Raw genomic sequence first — 22012 nt, forward strand, 5'->3', positions numbered from 1 at the left:
ACAAGAAAGCCCGGAACGGATTATCCGGGCTTTCTCTTTTGGTGTTCCTGGACCAGGCTGCTCAGGAAAGGCGTTTTGAATTCGCCAACGTATCAGCATAGCTGAGCGCAGAGATCATGTTTTCATGATTGGCGCGACCTGTACCGGCAATGTCAAACGCTGTCCCGTGATCGACGGATGTCCGGTCAATGGGCAGTCCGAGCGAAACATTCACCGCAGTATCGAACGCCACCAGTTTGACCGGTATGTGTCCCTGATCATGGTACTGTGCAATCACCAGATCGAAATCCCCGCGGAACGCACGGTAATAGACGGTATCTGCTGAAATTGGTCCCTGGACATTGATGCCTTCTTGCTGTGCAAGCCTGACCGCAGGTTCGACCCGTTCTGGGTCATCACTGCCAAACAGCCCGTTTTCGCCGCAATGCGGGTTGATTCCGGCAACGGCAAGACGTGGGTTTTCGTATCCCATACGTTTGAAATGCCGGTAACCCGTGCGAATGGTTTCCAGCACGCGTTCGGTGGTTGCCCGGTCAATGGCATCCTTAAGCGAGACATGGGTTGAAACATGAATAACGTTAAGCCGTTCGGAGGCCAGCAGCATCCATGACGATTTACAGCCGGTCAAATGGGCCAGCATGCCGGTGTGTCCGTCATAATGGTGGCCAGCGGCATTAAGTGCTTCCTTGTTGATAGGTGCTGTAACGATACCGGCAGCTTCGCCTGACTGCGCCATTTTTACGGCGGCGTCAATGTAACGGAAACTGGCTTCGCCGCAACGGTCAGACAGGACGCCGAATTTGTCAGGCAGGCCATCTATTGCAATGTGCTTTACAGCAATCGATGCATTGTCTGCTGTTTTATCAGCGTGATGTGTTGCAATATCCAGACGGCAGGCGCGGATGGCCCGGTTCAGAACATTGATATCGCCGATCACGGTATAGCTTTGTTTTTTTTCCGGTGACAGCGTTGCAAGCGCACGAACGGTAACTTCCGCCCCGACACCGGACGGATCGCCCATGGTAATTGCGATTGGTGCGTTGGGGAGTGTCATTTTTGTCTCCTGTTTCGGGTCGGCAGGACCCGGTTCTGATAGTGTTATGCTTTTGCGGAAATAAAGGGGATGCCGTAGTACTTCGCCTCGGCTTTCAAACCTTCACTGATTCCGGGATAAAGCTCGACGCCATCCCTGATTGCGGATGCCTTGCGCTGCAATGCAGCCTGTCCGGGTAAACGAACGGGATGTGATGGGTCTTTGGGGCGGTTGGCAAGGCATGCATCGCGCAACCAGCTTGTTTGTTCGATAAATTTATCCACCCCGCCGAAGGCTGCGGGATCATAGACGCTGATGGTGACGGCGGCATTCGTGCCTTTGGGATTGTTGGCGCGCCCATAACCTGCAAGCCCTTGTGTGAGGGATTCGGCAGAAAGTGCCATGCCATAACCTTTTTGCCCGTGGTCAACACCACCCGTCGGCAAAAGGGTGGCCTCATTGTCAAGAAGCCCGGGATCATTGCCGGGCTGACCATTGCGATCCATCAGCCATGAATGATCATAAACGCGATTTTCGCGTTTCAGACGCGATGCCATATTGACGGTAGTGATCGAAGCCGAGATATCGACAAGTATCGGTTGATCGTCCGTCGGAATGCCCCAGGCTACCGGGTTGGGGGTAAAGACGCCGTCCAGTCCTCCGAAGGGGGCAACCTGCGCGCCTGACGGGGACGAAGACGCAATAGAGGCAAGCATCGACTGATCGGTCGCGATTGAAAGATAGGCCGCAAGTGCGCCGATATGATGGCTGTTCCCTATAGCCACGGTGGCCGTGCCAAATTCGCGGGCACGATCAACGGCAGTTTTCATGGCCTCGCTGGTCAGCCAGGCACCGGGCAGTCTTTTGCCATCCCAGCACTGAGCTGCTCCACGGTCCGAGATGATTTCATAACTGCCGCCGGTCTTCATTACGCCATCGCGGATACCTTGCAGATACCATGGTGCCAGTGCCAGCCCGTGGGTGTTATGCCCCATCAGGTCGGCCTCAACCAGATAGCGACCGACGGTGTCGGCTTTATCGGCTTCAAGTCCGGCAGCAGAAAACAGTCTGGTTGAGAATTGGGTCAGTCCGGATACGTCAAATATGATGCTCATGTCAGCCCCCGAAAACCTCGGGGTTGAGAATCCGTTTGGGTTTCTCCCCGCGCATCAAAGCTTCGATATCGGTGATATTCATCAGGCCGACATTGGCCATTGCTTCCAATGTATCTGCGCCCGTATGCGGGGTGAACACAACACGTGGATGGGAAAAAATCGGATGACTGGTTTGCGGAGGTTCAGTGACATAGGCGTCAATACCAGCACCGCCCAAACGATTATTGTGCAGGGCATCTGACACTGCATCGATATCGATAACTTCGCCGCGTGCGAGGTTAAGCAGACAGGCATCCGGCTTCATAAGTGCCAGTTTGTCAGCATTGATGAAGGCGGTGTTTTCTGTACCGCCAAAGATATGCAGCGAGACATAGTCCGATTTCGCAAGAAGCGTATCCACATCAACAAAGTCAATACCGTTATCCTTTGCAAAGGTAATATCCGGATAGGCATCCTGTGCGATAACCGTCATGCCCAATGCGCGCGCCTTAAGTGCAAGCGACTTGCCGATATTGCCAAGTCCGATAATGCCCAGCGTTTTGCCACCGACCTGTGTGCCGATTGTTCTGTTCCAGCCGCCTGAAACAACGCAATTGTGGCCTGCGACAATATTGCGTGCGAGGCAGAACATCATTCCGATGGCGAGCTCCGCAACCGCATCGGCATTTGCGCCGGGTGTGTTCAGGACCGGTAATCCGGCCTTCGAGCAGGCGGGGATGTCAATATTATCGACGCCGACGCCATGTTTCAGAACGGCTTTGAGATTGGCACCTTGTGCAACGATCTCCGATGTGACCGGCACCAGCCCGACGACAAGATAATCGGCTCGTCCGATATGTTCGGCTACGCCACCATCGGGCTTTGTCGTGTCGACACAGCGGATCAGTTCCCAGCCGAGTTCTTCAAGGCGGGACGATACTGCACCGTATTTGCCAAATCCCGGCGACGTCGTGAGAAGAACTGTCATGATCAGATGAGCCCGTATTTTTTGAGGATTTCGACAATTTTCCTATCCTGTTCCGTATCCGGAAGCAGGGCTGGCTGACGGGAGGCCCCAACCGATTTATCCATCAGATACAGAGCACGTTTCACCAGTGCCGGTGGGTATCCCAGGCCATAAAGATCCTTGCGGAAATTGCCGAATATTTCCTGATTTTCTTCGGCTTTGGCAATGTCACCAGAATTCACACCGTCGATAATGCCCGCGAGAATTTCGGGCAGAACATTGCCGAGCCCCGAAATTGCACCGGTCGCACCATTCTGTAATGACCACAAAACAAGATGGTCCGGTCCGGAATAAACCTCGAACCCGCCCATTTCCTTGCTGATGCCAAGATAGGCGTTCAGGCTTTCATTGGTCCCGCCGGAATCCTTGATCCCAGCGATGTTGCCATGTCCGGCCAGAATCTTTGCCGTTTCGGGTTCAATGTGGTTTTGGGTGCGCGGGGGGATATCATAAAGATAAACCGGTGTTGAAACGCTGTCTGCAGCGGCAGTGAAATGGCGTATCAGACCGTCTTGCGTGCAGGCGATGAAGAACGGTGTAATGACGGCAATACCGTCAACGCCGATACGGTCAAATTCACGCGCCAGCTTGATGGTTTCAAATGTTGCAGGCATACCGGCATTGACGATGACCTTTGCCTTGCCGCCGACTTCATCGACGACCTCTTCGGTCAACCGGACTTTTTCCTCAAATGTGAGGGCGGAAAAATCGCCATTTGTTCCGGCACACATGATGTTGTTGCCAGCCGCGACCTGACGTTTCACCTGATTGCGGGTGGCTTGGTAATTGATCGTTTCATCGTCATTAAAGCAGGTGACGAGAGCGACATATGCCGATTTGGTCATTGGTGGTTCCTGTTATTCTGGGGCTTGTATTGTCTTGCGATTACGCTGTTTCAGTCGGGCAATCATTGGCCAGCCAAGGGAAAGGATGGTCAGGAAGAAAAACAGCAAGGTGATGGGCCCGGATGCAAATTCGATAAGATTGTCACCCGATTGCAACAGGCCGCGGCGCAGGTTGGCTTCCATCATCGGGCCGAGGATGAGCGCAATGCACAGGGCAGCTTGGCTGAACCCGAATTTCTGCATGCCCCAGCCAAGGACACCAAAGCCAATCATCGTATAGAGGTCGACCGGGTTCAGGTTGATGGCAAACGACCCGATAAAGCAGAAAATGACGATGGTCATTGCCAGCATCTGTCGGGGGATCAGCAATATCCGCGAAAACAGCGGGATTAAGGCCATGCCGAAAATGAACATGAAGATGGTTGCGATAAAGGTGCCGCCAAAGATGCCGATGATCACATCGGGATTGGTCTGGAACAGCATCGGTCCGGGGGCAAGCCCCTGGATCATCAGTCCACCCATCAGTACTGCTGTGACAACGTCACCCGGAATTCCGAGTGCAAGCAGCGGGATGAGGGCTGCAGCACAAACCGCGTTATTTGCACTTTCCGTTGCCGCAATACCAGGGGCGTACCCGGTTCCGAACTTTTCGGGTGTATGCGACGAACGTCGGGCCTCGTTATAGGAAATCCACGACGCGGTTCCCGAACCTGTCCCTGGAATAATGCCTATGATCGTCCCGATGATGGAGCCTCTGATCAGGGCGCTCTTGCTTTCACGCATATCCGTCCTCGACGGCCAGCGACCGGAAACTGTGCGCACCGGTGCCTCGGATTTTCCGATGCGTTCCATTTGCGTAAAGACTTCCGAAAGGGCGAAAAGCCCAATAAGTGCAGGTGTAAAAGAAAATCCGGATGCAAAGCCCGATACGCCAAATGTATATCGCAGTACGCCGGTAATCGGATCTGCCCCGACGCAGGAAATTAAGATACCCAGCAACCCCGAAATCGCACCTTTCAGTAAATCGCCCGAAAGAGACGCAATGATTGTGAGGCCGAACAGCGCCAGCGCAAAATACTCGGGGGCGCCGAATTTCAGGGCAATCGACGCAAGTTGGGGGGCGAGGGTTGCCAGAACGATTGCAGCAAAAAGCCCACCGATTGTTGAGGCAATCGTTGCCATGCCAAGGGCTTTACCGGCTTCGCCCCTTTGAGCCATGGGGTAGCCGTCAAGCACGGTTGCGGCAGATGCCGGGGTGCCGGGCGTCCGCAGTAGAATGGATGAGACGCAGCCACCGTAAATCCCGCCAATATAAATGCCGATCAACATGTTCAGCCCAACAACCGGTGTCATGCCAAATGTCATAGGAATCAGCAGCGCAACGCCCATCGTGGCGGTCAACCCAGGCAGCGCACCAATAATAAGCCCTCCGAGTGTTCCGAGGGCAATCGTCCACAGGGTGTTTAACTCAAACAGTTGGGATAGAGATGAAAGGACATCCATTAAGGCTACTCGCTCGATCCGAAAAAGGAAGGAGGGCTTCAGGTTCCATGTTTTCTGGCCTGAAGCCCTGAGTTAGTCCGGTCAGTTATTCATACCGTACATGCCAAGGTCACGTATGACGGCTTCTGCGGTTTTACTGTCGGAACGGGCGCGTGCTTCATATTGCTCGGCATCTTCGTAGATGACGAATTCGCCCATTTCTTCCATCTTTTTGCGGAACTCTTCATCCTCAACGGCGGTTTTGATCGCAGAACGAAGGAATTTCAGGTCTTGTTCCGGAATGCCTTTCGGGCCGATGATGCCTTTCCAGGAGGACCAGGTGAAATCAATGCCTTTTTCAACGGCGGTCGGGGTGTCCGGGAATAGATCGATCCGTTCAGGCTCCATAACAAACAGCATTGATACGTTTCCGGCTTCAACCTGACCAAGGGCCTCTGCCGGTGATGCGACCATTGCATCGATGTGCCCGCCAACACACGCGGTGCGTGCTTCCGAGGAACCGCCAAACGGCACGGATTCAATTTTGATATTGGCAGCTTTGCCAAACGCTTCCGCAGAGATGTGGTTAGCACCCCCCGCACCGGAATTTCCGATCTGCGGTGCTTTTGTTTTGGAATATTCAAGGAATTCATCAAAATTGCTGAACGGTGCGTCCTTGCAGGCAACCATGACCTGGAGGTTACGGCCAAACAGGCCAATAAATTCTACATCGTCGATATTATAGGGTGTACCACCCAGGTGCGGCAGAAGTGCCAGCGGACCTTGCGCCCCTGCACCCAGTGTATAGCCATCGGGACGGGCAAGCACAGCCCCTGAGGTGCCGATTGAGCCGCCGCCGCCCGGCTGGTTGCGGACAACCATGGTGCTGCCATCAAAATTGCGTTCGAAGCTTTCGGCCAGAAGGCGCAACGAAAGATCGGTCCCCCCGCCCGCTGAATAGGGAACGATGACCTGTATGGGACGATCGGGAAAGGCGAATGCCTCGGTCGAGATGGATGCTGCAAGCAAGGCTGCGGCAATGATGAGTTTCTTGTTCATGGTTTCCTCCTTGATAGAATTTTGATTTTTTGATCAGGGCAACCAAACTTTGAGAAAATTGGTAAAGCCCAGATAGATGATGCCGGTCGTCAGAACGGGAAAGGCAATCAGCGCAAGAGGACGCCGTTCTCCGACGAGATAAAGGCCGATGCAGAATGTGATCAGTGTCGAGGGCAAATAGCCCAGCGGCATGAAAGCGGCAGCGTAAGCAACAAGCAAAATTGTAAACATGCCCATCCGGAGCAGAAGCTTCCGGTCCGGCATCAATATCCCCGTCTTGTCGTTTCGGTGCTTGAGAGAGCGTACAATCAGGGCAACAGAAAGCACCGAGATCAGTCCGATCATGATCCAAGGCAGGAATGATGGCCCGGCAACAGTGTTTGTGGATTGCGCCTTTACAAGTGCAGTGCGCCAAGCGGCAAAACCACAAAATAGTAAAAGACCGCCGCCGATATATAGGCTGCTGCGTGATTTGCTAACTGTGCTCACGCTTTCCTCCCTTGCAGGCGTGATGAACTGGCGTGGCATTTTCTGCTTCTTGTTGAGTGTTAGGGTATGGCTGCTTGAAAATATGTCAACTTATTTTGTCATTTGGGGAGAATCTTTTTGAGTTGGTGGGATTTTCCCGCTGTGTTTGTTTTGCATGTCTGTGACTATGGAGAATCTAAACATATAACAATATCAGCTATTTAATTATAAAATTCTACTGAGAAGATTGGTCGATCGTGATGTTGATATGGTTATTTAGGTATTGAAATTGTTGGTTATTACAAATTGACAAATTTGGAATTCACGCTTTATGTTGAGTCAGTTCTTCCGACGAATCCTTTCGCAATTTAGCCGGAAACCGGGCTGAGGTATCGATTTGGAAGATCGGTAAATTTCAATTTTGACAAGTCGACACCATTCAGAGGGCCTGAAGATGCTTAACCTTTCCCGCCAGATCGAAATTCAACGTCCGTCCATTTTGCGTTTTGGCGAGGGGGCGGTTTCCGGGCTGTCTGAATGGGTTCGCGGGCATGGATTCAGAAAGCCGTTTGTTGTCTCCGACAGTGTTAATGTCGCGAGGCTGGATATTCTTGGGCTCTCGAATATTACAGTTTTTGGCGATGTAGTGCCCGAGCCGGACGAGCATAATCTCAATGCAGCGATCAAAGCTGCATCCGGATGCGATCTCGTAATCGGATTTGGCGGGGGGTCTGCAATGGACCTTGCCAAGCTTGTTTCTGTGATGGTTGATTGCGGTGTACTGCTCTCGGATATCTCGGGACCTGGTCGCGCTCCTAAGCGACGTGTCGGGCTGGTTCAGATACCGACGACAGCAGGAACCGGTTCGGAAGTTGGCACGCGGGCGCTTGTCACGGATCCGCCGAGCTTGAACAAGGTTGCAACCGAGAGCATCGAGATGCTGGCCGATATTGCCATTATTGACCCGGTTTTGACGATTTCGGTACCCGCTGACGTCACGGCGGCAACTGGTGTAGATGCTTTGGCGCATTGTGTAGAGGCATTCACCTCCAAACGTGCGCATCCGTTGATCGATGGTTATGCTTTGCAAGGTATCGAACTGGTTGGGAAATATCTGGCGCGGGCGGTAAAGGACGGGACCGATATCGAAGCCAGATCAGGCATGGCGTTGGCGGCCTTTTACGGTGGTGTTTGCCTCGGTCCGGTAAACACCACTGCTGGCCATGCGGTTTCCTATCCGCTTGGAACGCGGCACAAGCTTCCGCACGGGCTAGCCAATGCTTTGATGTTTCCGCATGTTCTTGCGATCAACGAGCCTGCTGTCCCTGAAAAAACCCGGAAGGTCGCCTGCGCTCTTGGGGTAACAGATTACAATAGCGTTGAAGGCTTGCGGGAGGCGTCTGTTGCATTTTGCGCTTCACTGGGCATGCGCATGGATATCGGCAGTTACGGTGTTCCAGAGGCTGATTTCGTGAACATGGCAGAAGAGGCGCATGCTATTCGCCGCCTTCTTGATTGGAACCCGGTTGACCTGTCAAAGCAGGATATTCTCGAGTTGTACAAGGCTGCATCTTGAAGCTTGCATGGCATGAATGTTTCTAGCCTCTGGCATTAAAGTGCTTAAATTCATTTTGTTTGTTGGCGCAGTGACGGTTTGGGCGGTGTAGGCTCGAGCTTAAACTGCCGTAAAATGGCGCTGACAGGGGAGCATTTTCTCGGGCACGGACTGGTTATTGTTAGACTTTCAACCAATGCAGATTAGTTGCGGGCCATAACGTGATAAACGGCACTTGATCATGGACAAGGTGACTTAAGAGGGGCGTATCGTAAAAGATCGTAGTTGTTTGTGCGCCCCAGAACCACTTCTGTTATAAATTGATCCTGTGCGAGATATAGCAAAGTGTTTAGTCCCGGCATTACCCGTGATTTTTGCAGAAAGCCTCAAACTCTCTTTTTGTTGCATAGGATTTTTGGGTCCCTGACCGTGTGATGCTATCCGCAGCATAACGCACTGCCATATGCAGGGCGGCATCAAGATCACGGCTTTCAACGTAATAACGGGCAAAGCTACCTATAAAGGCATCTCCTGCGCCCGTCGTATCAACTGGTGTGACTTGGACGGGTTCAATCCGACGGGGCGGTTCGTTGGAGGTTATGAGCAAGGCACCGCGTGATCCCAGAGTTACGATCACGGTACGAATACCTCTTGCGATCAGGCTGCGCGCTGCAGCTTCGGCGTCTTTGTCATTGTCTACTTTCCGGCCCGAGATGGTCGCCAATTCGGTTTGGTTTGGAACCAGAAAGGTGACCGCTTCGATTTTACGGGTATCAAGATCGGGGTCGGCTGGTGCCGGATTAAAGAGGGTTTCAATCCCGTGACGTGCACCAAAGGCAATGGTGTAATAGATCGTTTCCAGAGGGATTTCCTGCTGCATGATGATCAGGTCGCATTCCCGCAGGGCATCGGCTGCGCGGTCTACGTCGGCCGGGGACAGTGTGGCGTTTGCACCTTTGATGATCAGGATGCTGTTTTCACCCGACGGTTCAACAAAAATTGGCGCAATGCCGCTTGAGGTGCCAGGTACGCGGTCAACAAAGCGGGTATCAATGCCTGATGTCTCAAAGTTGCGGATCGTATTGTCTGCAAAAATATCATCGCCGACCTTGGTCACCATCATGACATCCGCCCCCAGACGGGCGGCTGCAATCGCCTGATTTGCCCCCTTGCCGCCACAGCCCATTTCAAAACGCGGGGCCTCGATGGTTTCGCCGGGTACCGGCATTCGGTCCGTATAGGTGATCAGGTCGACCATATTACTGCCAACAATGGCGATTTTACCGGCCATAAAGTCCTCCGTCTTAAAATGCTTTTATTGCGCGTTCAGCCAGATCGGCCTCAGCCGGCGGCAGATATCCCAGCCGTACCGAGAAATGCCGTACGTCACCTCCCTTCAGGTGCTGTACATTTCCCTTGGCCTTTTCTGCGGTATATCCTTCGGGCTCGGCGGTTGCAGGCAAGGCAAAGGCGCAGACCTTCTGATCGCTGTTGACCAGAACCCAGCGGACGGTTTTAGGAAAATCAACCGGATCATAGGTGATGTAAAAACCATCCCCTTCGCGGCGTTTCATCAGGCTGGCGGTTTTGCCGTCCGTGCCGGTTTTCAGGCCGCGGATATAAAATACCTGCTCTGGATCATAGCGATGGGGTTCATTTATCACCTCCATCACCGATGGATCGGTTGCCAGACTTTCAAGCAGCGCATCGTAATCGGGGTTGCGTGGCACATGGGCGGGGACGTCTGTGCGGACCACAGTGGCATCTGGTGTAAATGGCGCAGGCTGCACGATCCGTGCCCCTTCGCAAAAGGCGAAATTGACGTGGCACATATACATCAGATCCATATCCGCACCCGACAGGTTTTCAATCGACATGCCAATGTCAAACAGGGCTGTGTCGGGGCGTAAAACCACGCGCGGTCGGGCTACATAATGATCGCCAAAGCCCATGACATACTCATATGCCCCAATCACCGCCATATAGGGGCCTTCGGCATCCTCGCCAATTTCAAGACCCGCACTGTCCATTTTGGCACAGGGCATTTCACCATGCAGTGCATGGCTGTCTTTCGGTCCGGGGCAGCCATTGCGCAACAATCCCGAATGAAAGGCGAAACAGCCATAGGTGGCGACAATGCTATTGGCGGGGCGCGGGGTACTGAACATGTTGGTCATGGTCAGATCGACGCCGTCAAATACCGCATCCCAGATCATTTGCCCGAAAAACGGCAATACAACCAGATGGCCGCGCCGGTTGCCCAGCCGCAAGGCCGCGATACCGCTGTCATAGCGAAACAGATGTGCCGTCATACCGTGACTGTCAGCGAAAAGACGTTCGGCTTCGCCAAAGAAGTTGTCACGCAGCTGTAATGTTGTGGTCATCGGTCTTTTCCTGTGTCTTGCCTAGCGGGAAGAGCGGCCCTGGTAAGCATTAAGGGCAATCACCAGTAATAAGAACGCACCCCAGATCAAATCAATCAGATGATTTGAGAATCTGAGAATTTGAAAGCCGCTGGACAGCAGCATAAGGGCAATTACGGCGATCGAAATGCCCAATACAGTGCCTCTTCCCCCTGCCGGATTAGTGCCCCCCAGAACCGCAATCAGTACGGCCTGAAGCAAATAAGAAGTCCCATAGTCCGATTTCGCCGCATTGGTTCTGCCCGAAAGGATGATTCCGGCAACCGACGCCAGAACCCCGGTCATCATATAGCTGTAGATCACCATTCTTTCACGCTTCAAACCGGCAAACAGGGCCGCCTTGGGATTGGTCCCAATCAGCATCAGATTCATGCCAAATGTGGTGCGCGTCAGAATGAAGGCAATCAGGGCGGCAATCACGACAAACAGCACCAATGGCGTGGGAAGTCCGAAAATCCTGCCATTGCCAACAAAGGCCCAGGCATCTGGAAAACCGACAATCGCCGGCCCGCCGGTAAAGACAATCGCCAGCCCGGTGAAAACCTGACCGGTGCCAAGGGTTGCCAGAATGGGGGTAATCCGTGCTTTTGTAATCAACAAACCGTTCAGCGCCCCGGCGACAAGGCCTGTACCCAGGGCGATAATCGCGCCCAGCATCACCACTGACAAGCCGGTATCGGCAACACCTGTTTCATCGGAGAATTTCTTGAACAGAATGCCAGCCAAAATGCCCGAAAGGTTTGCAATACCGATCACCGACAGGTCAATCCCGCCGGTAAGCATCGCGATCATCATCGCGATCGACAACAGGCCCAGTTCGGGGAAGATATAGGCAATTGATTCAAAATTGTAATAGCGCAGGAACTTGTCGGGGCTGAGCACTGTCATGATGGCGAAAATCAGGATGGTCATGACGATCAGCTGGACAATATTGTTGTCCTGGTTGATCAGACGGCGTAAGTCCAATGAGAATTTCATGGTTTATCCCTTATGCCTTCGCCCGGTTGTCGCGCCATGCGGTAATTGCTGTGGCAATTACAATGATGACGCCAACAGCCACGCGTTGCCAGGTGGTGTCAATTTTCATGATGATCAGGCTGTTTTTGACCATCACCAGCATAAAGACACCCAGCATGGTGCCAATGACTGAGCCGCGTCCGCCAAAAATCGATGCCCCGCCCAGAACGACTGCGGCAATAACATCCAGTTCCAGTCCGACAAAATCACGCGGATTGGCCAGCCAGATCATGCTGCTGTGCAGAAGGCCTGCAAACCCGGCCAGTGCACCTGCAACGCAATAGATAAAGAAAATAACCTTGCGCAGATCAAATCCGGCACGGCTTGCTGCTTCGGCATCGCCTCCAAGGGCATATACCCCGCGTCCGATCATGGTGTGGCGCAAGACAAAATGCAAAAGAGCTGCGAGAACGAAATACACAAGCACCATTGCCGTGAGACCTGACGTGCCCCCATCTGTCTGGGGCAAGGTAATGATATCGGTTTTGGCAAAATCGATGAGAACATCGGGCATCTTGTTGATGTTGATGATACTGGTTCCGACAACGCCCAGCAAAAAACCACGCACCATGCTGGCTGTACCCAGCGTCACGATCAAAGGGATCATGCGGAACTTATAAACAAAGAACGCATTGAGACAGCCCAGAAGTGCGCCCATTGTTGCCGCGGCGACAAAGGGTAAAACCACACCATTATAATCGAAATACAGCATGCCTTTGATGGTCAGATACATTGCAGCAACCGCAAATGCGGGGAACGAAACGTCAATGCCGCCGGAAATCATGATAAGAAGCACACCGAGTGCCATGATCCCGATGATCACGTTGCTGCGCAGCAGGCCAAACAGATTGTCTAATTGCCAGAATGCCGGATTGACCAATCCGATGAGGATCATGGCGAGCAAAAGAATGCCCGCGATGACCACTTCTGATTTGCGAAGCCAGGCCATCTTGTTTCCTGTCATTTGAGGGTCCTCAGCAGCGAGCTTATCTGGCCATCGGATGTCTCGGCGCAGGCCATTTCATCCGTAAACCGGCCGCGATGCATCATGATGATGCGGTTGCAATTCTGGATCAGTTCCGGCACGTCATCGGAAATCATCAGAACCGCCAGCCCCTTTTGCACGGAAAGTTCGCGAATTTTGCGGTGAATTTCGGCTTTGGAACCGACATCGACGCCGACAGTCGGGCCATTCAGGATTAAAACCCGGGCATCGGTCAAAAGCCAACGCGCCAGAACGACACGTTGCTGGTTGCCACCCGATAATTCATTGACCATTTTCTTGCCCGATGTCGTGGCGATCTGCATCTCGGCAATCATTTTGTCAACGAGCGTATCGGCACGTTTGCGGTCAATGATCATCGACGGGGCCAGGCGTTCATAGGATGTCGACAGCATGTTGCGATCAATGCCCTGGGTCAGAAACAGACCTTCGCTCAGTCGGTCTTCGGGGACATAGGCGACACCGGCGGCAATGGCGTCCTGCGGCGAGGACAGCTTCGTTTCCACCCCGTCAACCAGTATTTTACCCTGATATCCGGGCAGCATTCCAAACAGTGCCAGCACCAGTTCGGTTCGCCCGGATCCCAGAAGACCCGAAAGACCTACAATTTCACCGGCATGAATGTTCAAATCAATATCTTCAAAATGTCCATCTACGGTCAGGCCGCGGGCTTCGATGCGTGGCGGGGTTGTTGTGGTGTCGGCGGGGGCTGTCCAGACATAGGGTTCTGTGGTGATGTCAGTGCCTGTCATATGGCGGCTGATCAGGGCTTCGTCAAAATCGCTGGTTGGACCGTCTGCCACCTTGCTGCCATTGCGGATAACCGTGATGTGTTCACTGATTTCAAGCATCTCGCGCATTTTGTGGCTAACAAACAAAATCGCAATACCACGTGCCTGGATGTCACGTACGATGCGAAACAGGGTTTCCACTTCCTTGCCGGTCAGGGCCGTGGTCGGTTCATCCATAATGATCAGGCGGGCATCCGACATCAATGCGCGGGCAATCGCCACAAGCTGTTTGCCTGCTGTGGGCAGCTTTTCAACTTCGGTATCGAGGTCAAGATTAACGCCGAGACGGTGAACCGCTTCGGTGGCGATTTGGCGAACACGCTTCCAGTTCAGGATTTTCTTTTTCTCGCGCAGTTGGACATTCATCGCAAGGTTCTCGGCAACCGTCAAATTACCAAACAGCGAGAAATCCTGATAGATCACCTGAATGCCGTGATCGATGGACTCAATGGGGGACAGTTTCCCCACCGGTTTACCATCAATCCATATTTCACCGCCGTTAGGCTGATAAACACCGGACATCACCTTGATCAGCGTCGATTTCCCTGATCCGTTTTCACCGGCAAGGCAATGAATTTCACCTTTACGGATGTTAAGGGAAACATCGTCAAGGGCAACCATGCCGGAAAATTCCTTCCGGATGTTACGAAGTTCGATAAATGATTCAGACATGGCAAGCCCGTCCGTTGGGATTGAAATATTCCGATCGTCAAGGTTCGCATCTGTTGATACGCCCCTGATCAAGTCGGGGCGCCGGTTTTGCCAGCGCCCCGAATGTGCAGGCCGACTTAGAAGTCGTACTTGTCCATGTTTTCCGTGGTCACACCGACCCAGCCTTGGCCATAGACCAGATTGGCATTGTCGCCTTCGGGGGTGCTCAGATCGGTATAACCCGGCAGCCCCAGATCAAGGCCGGCCTTGATCTGGTCGGCTTTGCCATCCAAGGCCATTACGGCCAGCATGTTCATGGCATAACCGGCAACGGCTGGATCCCAAAACTGAATATACTGAATGTCGCCATTGGCGATATATTCGCCTGCAACCGACACTAGGCCGGTGCCTGCAAAGAACAGCTTGTCTTTCAAGTCGCGTTCGGCAATCAGACGCCCCGCGCCGGCCGAGGTTGGCATCGGTCCGCCGACGATCCCCTTGAGGTCCGGGTAAGTGGTCAGGGTTTCTTTGAGCTTGTTATAGTCGGTGTTGGCATCGTCATATGTTTCAAGACGCTGACCAACCAATTCCATGTCAGGGAAATGTTCTTTCTGGTAGGAGATTGCACCGTCAATCCACTCGTTCTGGGATTTCGACGTCAGGCTGCCGACGGTTGCCGTGTACTGGCCTTCACCGCCCATATAGCCCCCAAGCGTTTCCATCAGTTTTGCGCCGTAGGCGTGATTGTCGAATGCCTCGAGAATGAAATCGGCATTTTTGATGTTTGATGCTTCGTGGGCAATCACGACGATGCCGCGATCGCGGGCTTTTTTCAGGACCGGTTCCACGGCTTCGACCGAAAACGGAACGATATTGATCGCATCAACGCCTTGCGCGATCAGGTTCTCGATCAACTGTACCTGTGCGGCGGCGTCAGCCTGACTCGGTCCGACCATCCATGTATCATGGCCGGAATCTTCGCCAAACTGTTCAACGCCTTCACGCATGCGATCGAACCACGCAATGCCGTCAACCTTGATCACCGTAGCAATCGAGTATTCCTTGCCGGTGGCGTCCGATGTCATGGTCGAGATCATATCGGGGGTTGCCACAGGGGCCTGAGCCAGTGCAGTACCCGATACGAGCGAGCCGGCCACAACAAGCGATGTGAAAAGCTTGTTCATTTTTGTCTCCTTGGAGTTGTTTTCCCATAATTGATATTGAAGTCCCGGTCTTGCCGTTGCCGGGTTTTGCTGTTGCCTGCCGGATGGTTCGGGGTCCAGTAGGTATCCCTAATCCTCCCGGTCAGACGTCTTTCTTATTGGCCAATGATCGAGATGCTGGCACTTGCGCCAATGCGCGATGCACCAGCCTCAATCATCCGCAAGGCATCCTCGGTTGTACGGACACCGCCAGAAGCCTTGACTCCCATCGTATCGCCGACAGTTTTGCGCATCAGCATGACGTCGGCAACAGTTGCGCCGCTTCCGGCAAAGCCGGTTGATGTTTTGACAAAATCTGCGCCAGCTTCTTTTGATAAGCTGCAGGCAGTGACTTTTTCATCGGTGCTTAGCAATGCGGTCTCAAGTATGACCTTCAGAAGTACATCGCCACAGGCGGCTTTAACGGCGGCGATATCATTGCGCACGGCGTCAAACTGCCCGGATTTCAACAGACCGACAGGAATGACCATATCGACTTCGTCGGCACCTTGTGCGACCACCCATTTTGCTTCGGCCTCTTTCATTGCGGTCGATGTGGCCCCAAATGGAAAATTGATCACGGAGCAGACTGCAACACCGGTTCCTGCAAGATGGTCGACGATCTGGGGGATGAAAATCGGGTTGACGCAAACCGCCTTGAACTTGTGTTTGACGGCTTCATCGCAGATGACAGATACATCGGCAGGTGTGGCATCGGGACGCAGAATGGTGTGATCTATGTACTGTGCCATATCCGATGGCGTCAGAGATATTCCCGACTTGGGCATGTGGTTTCCTCCTGAACAGGGATGAGTTATTACCCTGATTTGTTATTTTTATAACATTTTATGAAATAATAGTTTCATTTTATGTTAGGCAGGTCAAGATCAAAACGTTGACAGGAGAATTCAAAGTGGTCGTACGGCCCTCACTCACACCAAAGGATAAGATGAGCAAGGCATAATGATGCCCTCCGGAACCGGGAATGCATGTATTTTTAGCGCAAAGGTGGAAGAAATGATCGGCATGCAGCCGTGACAAGACAGGGAGATGGTATGTCCAGGAAAAAGGAAACCCGCCTCGACCGCATTATGGGCCTTTTGGAAACCCATGGTTTTTTAAGATTGAAGGATGCGGCGGACGCTCTGGATGTTTCGGAGATGACCGTACGCAGGGATATAGCGACGTGTGACGGACGCTTCATCTTTCTGGGTGGATATATCACCCCGGCCCGCAAAACACCGGGAGGCATGGGATACATTCTTGATCGCGAACGTGCGGCGCATTCCGATTTGAAACAGTCCGCCGGCCAAGCAGCAGTTGACCTTGTCCGCCCCGGGGAAACGGTGTTCCTCGATTGTGGTACCACAATCCCGTATCTGGCCAGCTTACTTCCGACCAATAACGATATTACTGTGATTTGTTATTCTATGAATGTTGCCGAAATCGTCTGCAAGAAGCCGGGCACGCGGGTTATCATGCTTGGCGGACTGTATGAGGTATCATCGGCATCATTCTCGGGGCCTGCGGCGCTTGAAACCTTGCGCGGGATGGCGATCAATACCGCTTTCATATCGGCAGGTGGTGTGCATACACAACGCGGAATCAGTTGTTCAAATTTTCACGAGGTCGATATCAAGCAACTGGCCATTTCCAAAGCGTTGACGAAGGCATTGGTCGTTGATTCAACAAAATTCGATAGCGTCAAACCTGTGTTGTTCGAACAACTTGAAAATTTTGATTTTGTCTGTTGCGATACTGGTGTCGCCAAAATTCACAGACAGCAAATCGAACGTGCTGGCGTGAAATTGCGGACCGCAGAGACGGAACTGCCCGACCAGTTTGACAGTCGCTAGATCATTCTCTGCCAAACCCGAACCGTTATCAGAGGATGACCGAAGCGGAAAGTTTCCACATTTCTATCTGGCCTATAGTGCTTCCTTCCATTCCATGGAAAATATCGCACTATCAAATCCTGGGATCAAACACCTAGTTTCGTTGCTCTGCTAATAGCCGCGGTTTAAGTTGAAAATGATTATCATTACTGATACGTTCCACTCATCCCCGTTGTGGGGGCTGTCCGCTTGGGCTCGGAACCCGGAGTGCATGGCAGAGTGTCATTAGCAATGATTGAACATACGCATGAGTTTCTGGCGGAACACACTTGCAAAGCTGTTCGAAGACCATCGGCGTCAGCTTGTCGCGATGGTTGTCAGGCGAATACGTGATCGTGAAGTTGCGACTGAGCTTGTACAGGATGTCTATACGCGTCTGATGCAGTCCGGTGATTGCGGGGAACCGGAAGCCAATACCAAGATGCTTTATGCGTCAGTACGCAATGCTGTCATTGATCATCATCGTAGCACCTTTGGGCGAGCACAGGCAATGAGCGGGGTTCTCCCGACCCAGATATGGCAGTGTGAAACCACGTCTCCCTATGATCATGCCGAAGCCCGTGAAGCTCTTTCTGCGCTTGATCGTGCCCTAATGGAACTCTCGCCAAAGGTGCGCGAGATGTTCATTCTTCATCGCGTCGACGGTATATCCAACGCGAAACTGGCAAAAAAATACGGTATTTCGGTCAGTGCGGTGGAAAAACAGTTGGCTCGTACCATGCGCCATTGTCAGGAACGGCTGGCAGCCTACCGTGAAGACGTCTGATAAATCCCGTACGCTTTATGAGGATATTCTATCGTCATCCGTTATTGTATATAGAAAGGGAATTTGGCGGGTCGTATCATTTGCTGATATGAACGCCACATCATAACGGGCGAACCGGGAACCTATGCAAGGCGCTTTTGAACCGACTGAACAGCAGAAAGATGAAGCTGCACTCTGGCACGCAAGGCGCGCCGGTGGTTCGCTGTCTGCTGCGCAGGAACACGAGTTCGAGGAATGGCTTAATGCGGACCGGAACAACCGATTGGCGTTTGATCAGATGCGCGTGCTTTGGGCCCGGATAGAGGAACCGTCAAGGCGTCTTGCGCAAACACGGCGAAAGCCGATTCTTTCCGGTTTCCTGTCATTGTTTCCGCTGCGGCGCTCCTTTGCTGCCCTTGCGGGAATGGCATTTGTCGCGGGTGCGGTCTTTTACCTGTATCCCGATTTCATCGACAACATTCAGGCCGATATCGTCACCGGCCAGTCGAATGTAACGTCTGTCGAGTTGCCCGATGGCTCGATTGTGCGGCTTGCCGCAAACAGTGCGCTATCGACCGACTTCGATGGAGGGCGCCGGGAGATAGAACTATTGCGTGGGCAGGCGTTTTTTGAAGTCGTTCACCGCAATGGCGATCCGTTCAGGGTTCATACCGGTGATGTAACTGTGCAGGTTGTTGGTACCCGGTTCAATGTGGATCGTCTTTCACAAGAGACTATTGTGGTTGTTGATGACGGTGCCGTGCGCGTATCAAGCCCGCAGGATGAAAACGGTGTGCTGCTGGGGCCGGGGCAGCAGGTTCTTGTTAATGATGGTGTACTTTCGACGTCCGAAATCGGCGATGTCAGGCTTGCTTTGTCCTGGATGAAGGGACGGCTTAGTGTACACAACATGTCTGTGTCAGAACTGACCGCACGGTTGGAAAACTTTGATGAGGGGCGCATCGTTGTGATCGGGGATGTTGCCACGCGCAAGATTTCGGGCAGTTTTCCGACGACCGATATCGCCGGATCGCTTGAAACTGTTGCCGACGCAATCGGCGCGAAGGTCGTCAGAACTTCGCCTTGGTTGACGGTTGTTTACTGAGATTGCGAAAAATTCGCAAAAAATCATCATTCGATGTGAGGACTCTTATTTCCCGTTCGTTTGTCTTTTTAGATGCAGGGGGACCTGCCTGAAAGAAAAAGACGTTTATGGAGCGGGAAGTTGGAATTAAAACAAGAAAAAGCAAGAACATACTCTCTGATTTCGGCATTGCTGGTTTCAACCGTAATGACCGTACCAGTGACATCGGGGGCGCTGGCGGCAAATGTGCAGACCGAAATCGCACAGGCGACCTATTCATTTGATATTTCGGTTTCTTCGCTTGCCGAAGGGATTGCTGAAATCGGTGCCACGTCGGGTTGGCGGATTGCCTATACGACTGATCTGCCGTCTATCGACGGAACGCGCACAATCCGCGGGGGTATGACAGTTCCCACCGCGATTGATACATTGCTGCGCGGTACCGGATTTTCCTATCGTGAAACCGGTGAAAATTCCCTGATCTTAATCGACCCGGCGGCGGAAGCTGGGCAAAGTGGTGCCGCGGTTGTCGATCCGATCCGCGTTGAAGCCAACAGCATCCAATCCGATCTGCCACCCGCCTATGCCGGTGGCCAAGTCGCAACCGGCGGTCGTCTTGGCATGCTCGGCAATACGGACATCATGGACGCGCCGGTCAGCATTACCAGCTACACCAGCGAAAAGATTGCAGATCAGCAGGCACAAACCATTGCCGATGTTCTTAAAAATGATCCGTCGGTCAGAACGCCCAACAGCAGTGGCGGTATGCTCGATACTTATCAGATTCGCGGTTTCAATGTGAATACCGGCAACTCTGGCGAAATGGCACTCAACGGTGTTTACGGTGTTGCACCAACCTATCGCGCTTTATCCGGTTTCGCCGAGCGCGTTGAAGTTCTCAAAGGACCAGCTGCCCTTCTTGCCGGAATGGCACCTAACAGCGGTGTCGGCGGTGTCATCAATATTGTACCAAAACGTGCCGGGGACGAAGACCTGAACCGGATCAGTGCTGATTATGGACTTGGTGAGCAGGCAGGTGGCAATATCGATTTTAGCCGTCGGTATGGCGATAACAGTGAGTTCGGGGTTCGCTTCAATGGCGGATACCATAATGGCGACACTTATCTGGACCATCAGACCCGCGAAACGTCACTTGGAGCACTTGCTCTGGATTATCGTGGTGATGATCTGCGGATGTCGCTTGACGTTATTGATCAACGCGAAAACCTGAATGCTCCTTTTCGAGAATATCGGATTGCTTCCGGCTTGACGATGCCATCTGCACCTGACGGCAATAAAAATGTTACTCACGACTGGGAGTGGTCAGATGCCGTTGATCAGTCTGCTGTACTTCAGGGTGAATACGACCTTGATAACAGTTTCACTCTGTTTGGCAGTTTTGGTGGTGGCAAGACCGAAGTGGATCGTTTCTTCGGGTATCCGATTATCCGCGCAGATGACGGAACGATTGAAGATGACAGTCTGTCGTTCATGCGCTTCCAGACAGAAAGATGGACTGCGAGTGCCGGTGTCAGAAGCGAATTTGAGACCCTCGAAGTCAAGCATAAGGTCACACTGGAAGCCAGCCGTTATGAAGACACTTTCAAGCGTGGGCAGGTTTTCTCAACAACTGATCCATTTTCCAACATTTACAATCCCGTGGCAAACGCACCGATTACTGTGGCGGAGCCAACGTCAAAACCAAAGATATCTGAATCAGATATGACTGGTGTCGCGTTGGCAGACACAATGTCGATTTGGGATGACCGGTTTTTGGTAACAGTTGGTGCGCGCCAGCAGCGCGTTGAAACCAATAACTTCAGCGCCACGACAGGTGCTGTAACGGCAGCATACGATAAAAGCGTTGTTACTCCGATGGCTGGCGTGGTGTTCAAGCCTTGGGAAAATGTTTCTTTCTACGCAAACTATCTGGAGGGTCTTAGCAAAGGTGCGAACGCCCCAATAACTGGAGAAGCCTTGTCGCCTTATGTGGCAGAACAGATCGAAACGGGCGTGAAGTTGGACTTCGGTTCAATAAGCACGACAGCAGCAGTGTTCCAGATCACGAAGCCCTTTGCCCAAAATGTCAATGGCAGTTATGACAGCGACGGCGAACAGCGGAACCGCGGGGTTGAACTGAACGTATTTGGTGAGGTTATGCCAAACGTACGATTGTTGGGCGGCGTCATGTTCCTTGATGCGGAACTGACGAAAACCAACAGTTCTACGACCCGTGGAAATAGCGCTGTCGGAGCACCTGAAATGCAGGTCAACCTAACCGCAGAATGGGATACTCCTTTTGTCAAGGGAATGACATTGAGCGGGACGGTTACTCATACCTCCGAGCAATATATCGACACGGCCAATACTCAGGACATTCCGGACTGGACGACGCTGGATCTTGGCCTGCGTTACAAGACCATGGTTGCTGAAACGCCAATTACACTGCGCGCAACTCTCCAGAACGTTACGGATGAAGACTATTGGTACGGTGTTAACGAATTCAGCATGGTCTCTGTTGGAGCACCTCGTACGGCTCTGCTGTCTGTGACTGCTGATTTTTAATGGTATGGGCGGCAACCTTTAAGGTGCCGCCCAACCCGGCCGATTAAAAATGGATACCGAAAAAGCCAACCAT

At 52.6% G+C, this 22012-nt stretch carries 19 protein-coding genes; 5 read left to right on the forward strand and 14 right to left on the reverse strand.

Features of this window, described 5'->3' with window-relative positions:
• Window positions 1-61: 61 nt before the first annotated feature.
• The 7 genes from pdxA to AMM48_RS20900 all read right to left on the reverse strand — a co-directional run bounded on the left by pdxA (window position 62) and on the right by AMM48_RS20900 (window position 7068).
• Window positions 62-1054, reverse strand: a complete 993-nt coding sequence (pdxA, locus tag AMM48_RS20870; RefSeq protein WP_102785640.1) for a 4-hydroxythreonine-4-phosphate dehydrogenase PdxA — start codon at window positions 1052-1054, stop codon at window positions 62-64.
• A gap of 44 nt (window positions 1055-1098) precedes the next feature.
• The gene (locus tag AMM48_RS20875; RefSeq protein ID WP_102785641.1) at window positions 1099-2148 is read right to left on the reverse strand and encodes an Ldh family oxidoreductase; all 1050 of its coding nucleotides are present in this window, start codon (window positions 2146-2148) and stop codon (window positions 1099-1101) included.
• A 1-nt stretch (window position 2149) separates the two neighbouring features.
• Window positions 2150-3115 (reverse strand): phosphoglycerate dehydrogenase, encoded by a 966-nt coding sequence (locus tag AMM48_RS20880; RefSeq protein ID WP_102785642.1) that lies wholly within the window; start codon window positions 3113-3115, stop codon window positions 2150-2152.
• A 2-nt stretch (window positions 3116-3117) separates the two neighbouring features.
• On the reverse strand, window positions 3118-3999 hold the full coding sequence (locus tag AMM48_RS20885; protein ID WP_102785643.1) for a dihydrodipicolinate synthase family protein: 882 nt from the start codon (window positions 3997-3999) through the stop codon (window positions 3118-3120).
• Window positions 4000-4011: 12 nt separating this feature from the next.
• Window positions 4012-5502, reverse strand: coding sequence for a tripartite tricarboxylate transporter permease (locus tag AMM48_RS20890; protein ID WP_102785644.1), 1491 nt, complete (start codon window positions 5500-5502; stop codon window positions 4012-4014).
• A gap of 81 nt (window positions 5503-5583) precedes the next feature.
• A complete protein-coding gene (locus tag AMM48_RS20895; RefSeq protein ID WP_102785645.1) occupies window positions 5584-6540 on the reverse strand; it encodes a tripartite tricarboxylate transporter substrate binding protein in 957 nt (318 codons plus the stop codon).
• Between the two features lie 33 nt (window positions 6541-6573).
• Entirely contained in the window at window positions 6574-7068 is a 495-nt protein-coding gene (locus AMM48_RS20900; protein WP_102785646.1) for a tripartite tricarboxylate transporter TctB family protein, read from the reverse strand.
• Between the two features lie 394 nt (window positions 7069-7462).
• Here AMM48_RS20900 and AMM48_RS20905 point away from each other — a divergent pair, with 394 nt between their 5' ends.
• Window positions 7463-8584, forward strand: coding sequence for an iron-containing alcohol dehydrogenase (locus tag AMM48_RS20905; protein WP_102785647.1), 1122 nt, complete (start codon window positions 7463-7465; stop codon window positions 8582-8584).
• A 340-nt stretch (window positions 8585-8924) separates the two neighbouring features.
• Here AMM48_RS20905 and rbsK read toward each other — a convergent pair whose 3' ends face one another.
• The 7 genes from rbsK to deoC all read right to left on the reverse strand — a co-directional run bounded on the left by rbsK (window position 8925) and on the right by deoC (window position 16438).
• The gene (gene rbsK, locus AMM48_RS20910) at window positions 8925-9854 is read right to left on the reverse strand and encodes a ribokinase (protein ID WP_102785648.1); all 930 of its coding nucleotides are present in this window, start codon (window positions 9852-9854) and stop codon (window positions 8925-8927) included.
• A 13-nt stretch (window positions 9855-9867) separates the two neighbouring features.
• Window positions 9868-10947 (reverse strand): aldose 1-epimerase family protein, encoded by a 1080-nt coding sequence (locus AMM48_RS20915; protein ID WP_102785649.1) that lies wholly within the window; start codon window positions 10945-10947, stop codon window positions 9868-9870.
• A gap of 21 nt (window positions 10948-10968) precedes the next feature.
• Complete coding sequence (locus tag AMM48_RS20920; protein ID WP_102785650.1) at window positions 10969-11964, reverse strand: ABC transporter permease; 996 nt, start codon at window positions 11962-11964, stop codon at window positions 10969-10971.
• Window positions 11965-11974: 10 nt separating this feature from the next.
• On the reverse strand, window positions 11975-12967 hold the full coding sequence (locus AMM48_RS20925; protein WP_244271335.1) for an ABC transporter permease: 993 nt from the start codon (window positions 12965-12967) through the stop codon (window positions 11975-11977).
• A complete protein-coding gene (locus tag AMM48_RS20930) occupies window positions 12964-14469 on the reverse strand; it encodes a sugar ABC transporter ATP-binding protein (protein WP_102785652.1) in 1506 nt (501 codons plus the stop codon). The genes AMM48_RS20925 and AMM48_RS20930 overlap by 4 nt, the downstream gene beginning before the upstream one ends.
• A gap of 116 nt (window positions 14470-14585) precedes the next feature.
• Window positions 14586-15632 (reverse strand): autoinducer 2 ABC transporter substrate-binding protein, encoded by a 1047-nt coding sequence (locus tag AMM48_RS20935; protein WP_102785653.1) that lies wholly within the window; start codon window positions 15630-15632, stop codon window positions 14586-14588.
• A 134-nt stretch (window positions 15633-15766) separates the two neighbouring features.
• Window positions 15767-16438: a deoxyribose-phosphate aldolase gene (gene deoC, locus AMM48_RS20940; protein WP_102785654.1), complete on the reverse strand. Its 672-nt coding sequence runs from the start codon at window positions 16436-16438 to the stop codon at window positions 15767-15769.
• A gap of 267 nt (window positions 16439-16705) precedes the next feature.
• On the opposite strand from deoC, the gene AMM48_RS20945 reads away from it, so the two are divergent.
• The 4 genes from AMM48_RS20945 to AMM48_RS20960 all read left to right on the forward strand — a co-directional run bounded on the left by AMM48_RS20945 (window position 16706) and on the right by AMM48_RS20960 (window position 21939).
• Window positions 16706-17506, forward strand: a complete 801-nt coding sequence (locus AMM48_RS20945) for a DeoR/GlpR family DNA-binding transcription regulator (protein WP_102785655.1) — start codon at window positions 16706-16708, stop codon at window positions 17504-17506.
• 286 nt (window positions 17507-17792) lie between these two features.
• Window positions 17793-18311 carry a sigma-70 family RNA polymerase sigma factor gene (locus AMM48_RS20950; protein WP_102785656.1) on the forward strand — a complete coding sequence of 173 codons (519 nt, stop codon included), beginning with the start codon at window positions 17793-17795 and terminating at the stop codon, window positions 18309-18311.
• A 124-nt stretch (window positions 18312-18435) separates the two neighbouring features.
• Window positions 18436-19395 carry a FecR domain-containing protein gene (locus tag AMM48_RS20955; protein WP_102785657.1) on the forward strand — a complete coding sequence of 320 codons (960 nt, stop codon included), beginning with the start codon at window positions 18436-18438 and terminating at the stop codon, window positions 19393-19395.
• Window positions 19396-19467: 72 nt separating this feature from the next.
• Entirely contained in the window at window positions 19468-21939 is a 2472-nt protein-coding gene (locus AMM48_RS20960; protein WP_244271336.1) for a TonB-dependent receptor, read from the forward strand.
• Window positions 21940-22012 lie beyond the last annotated feature (73 nt).

It is taken from the genome of Thalassospira sp. GB04J01, assembly GCF_000751115.1.
Taxonomy (GTDB): Bacteria; Pseudomonadota; Alphaproteobacteria; order Rhodospirillales; family Thalassospiraceae; genus Thalassospira; species Thalassospira lucentensis.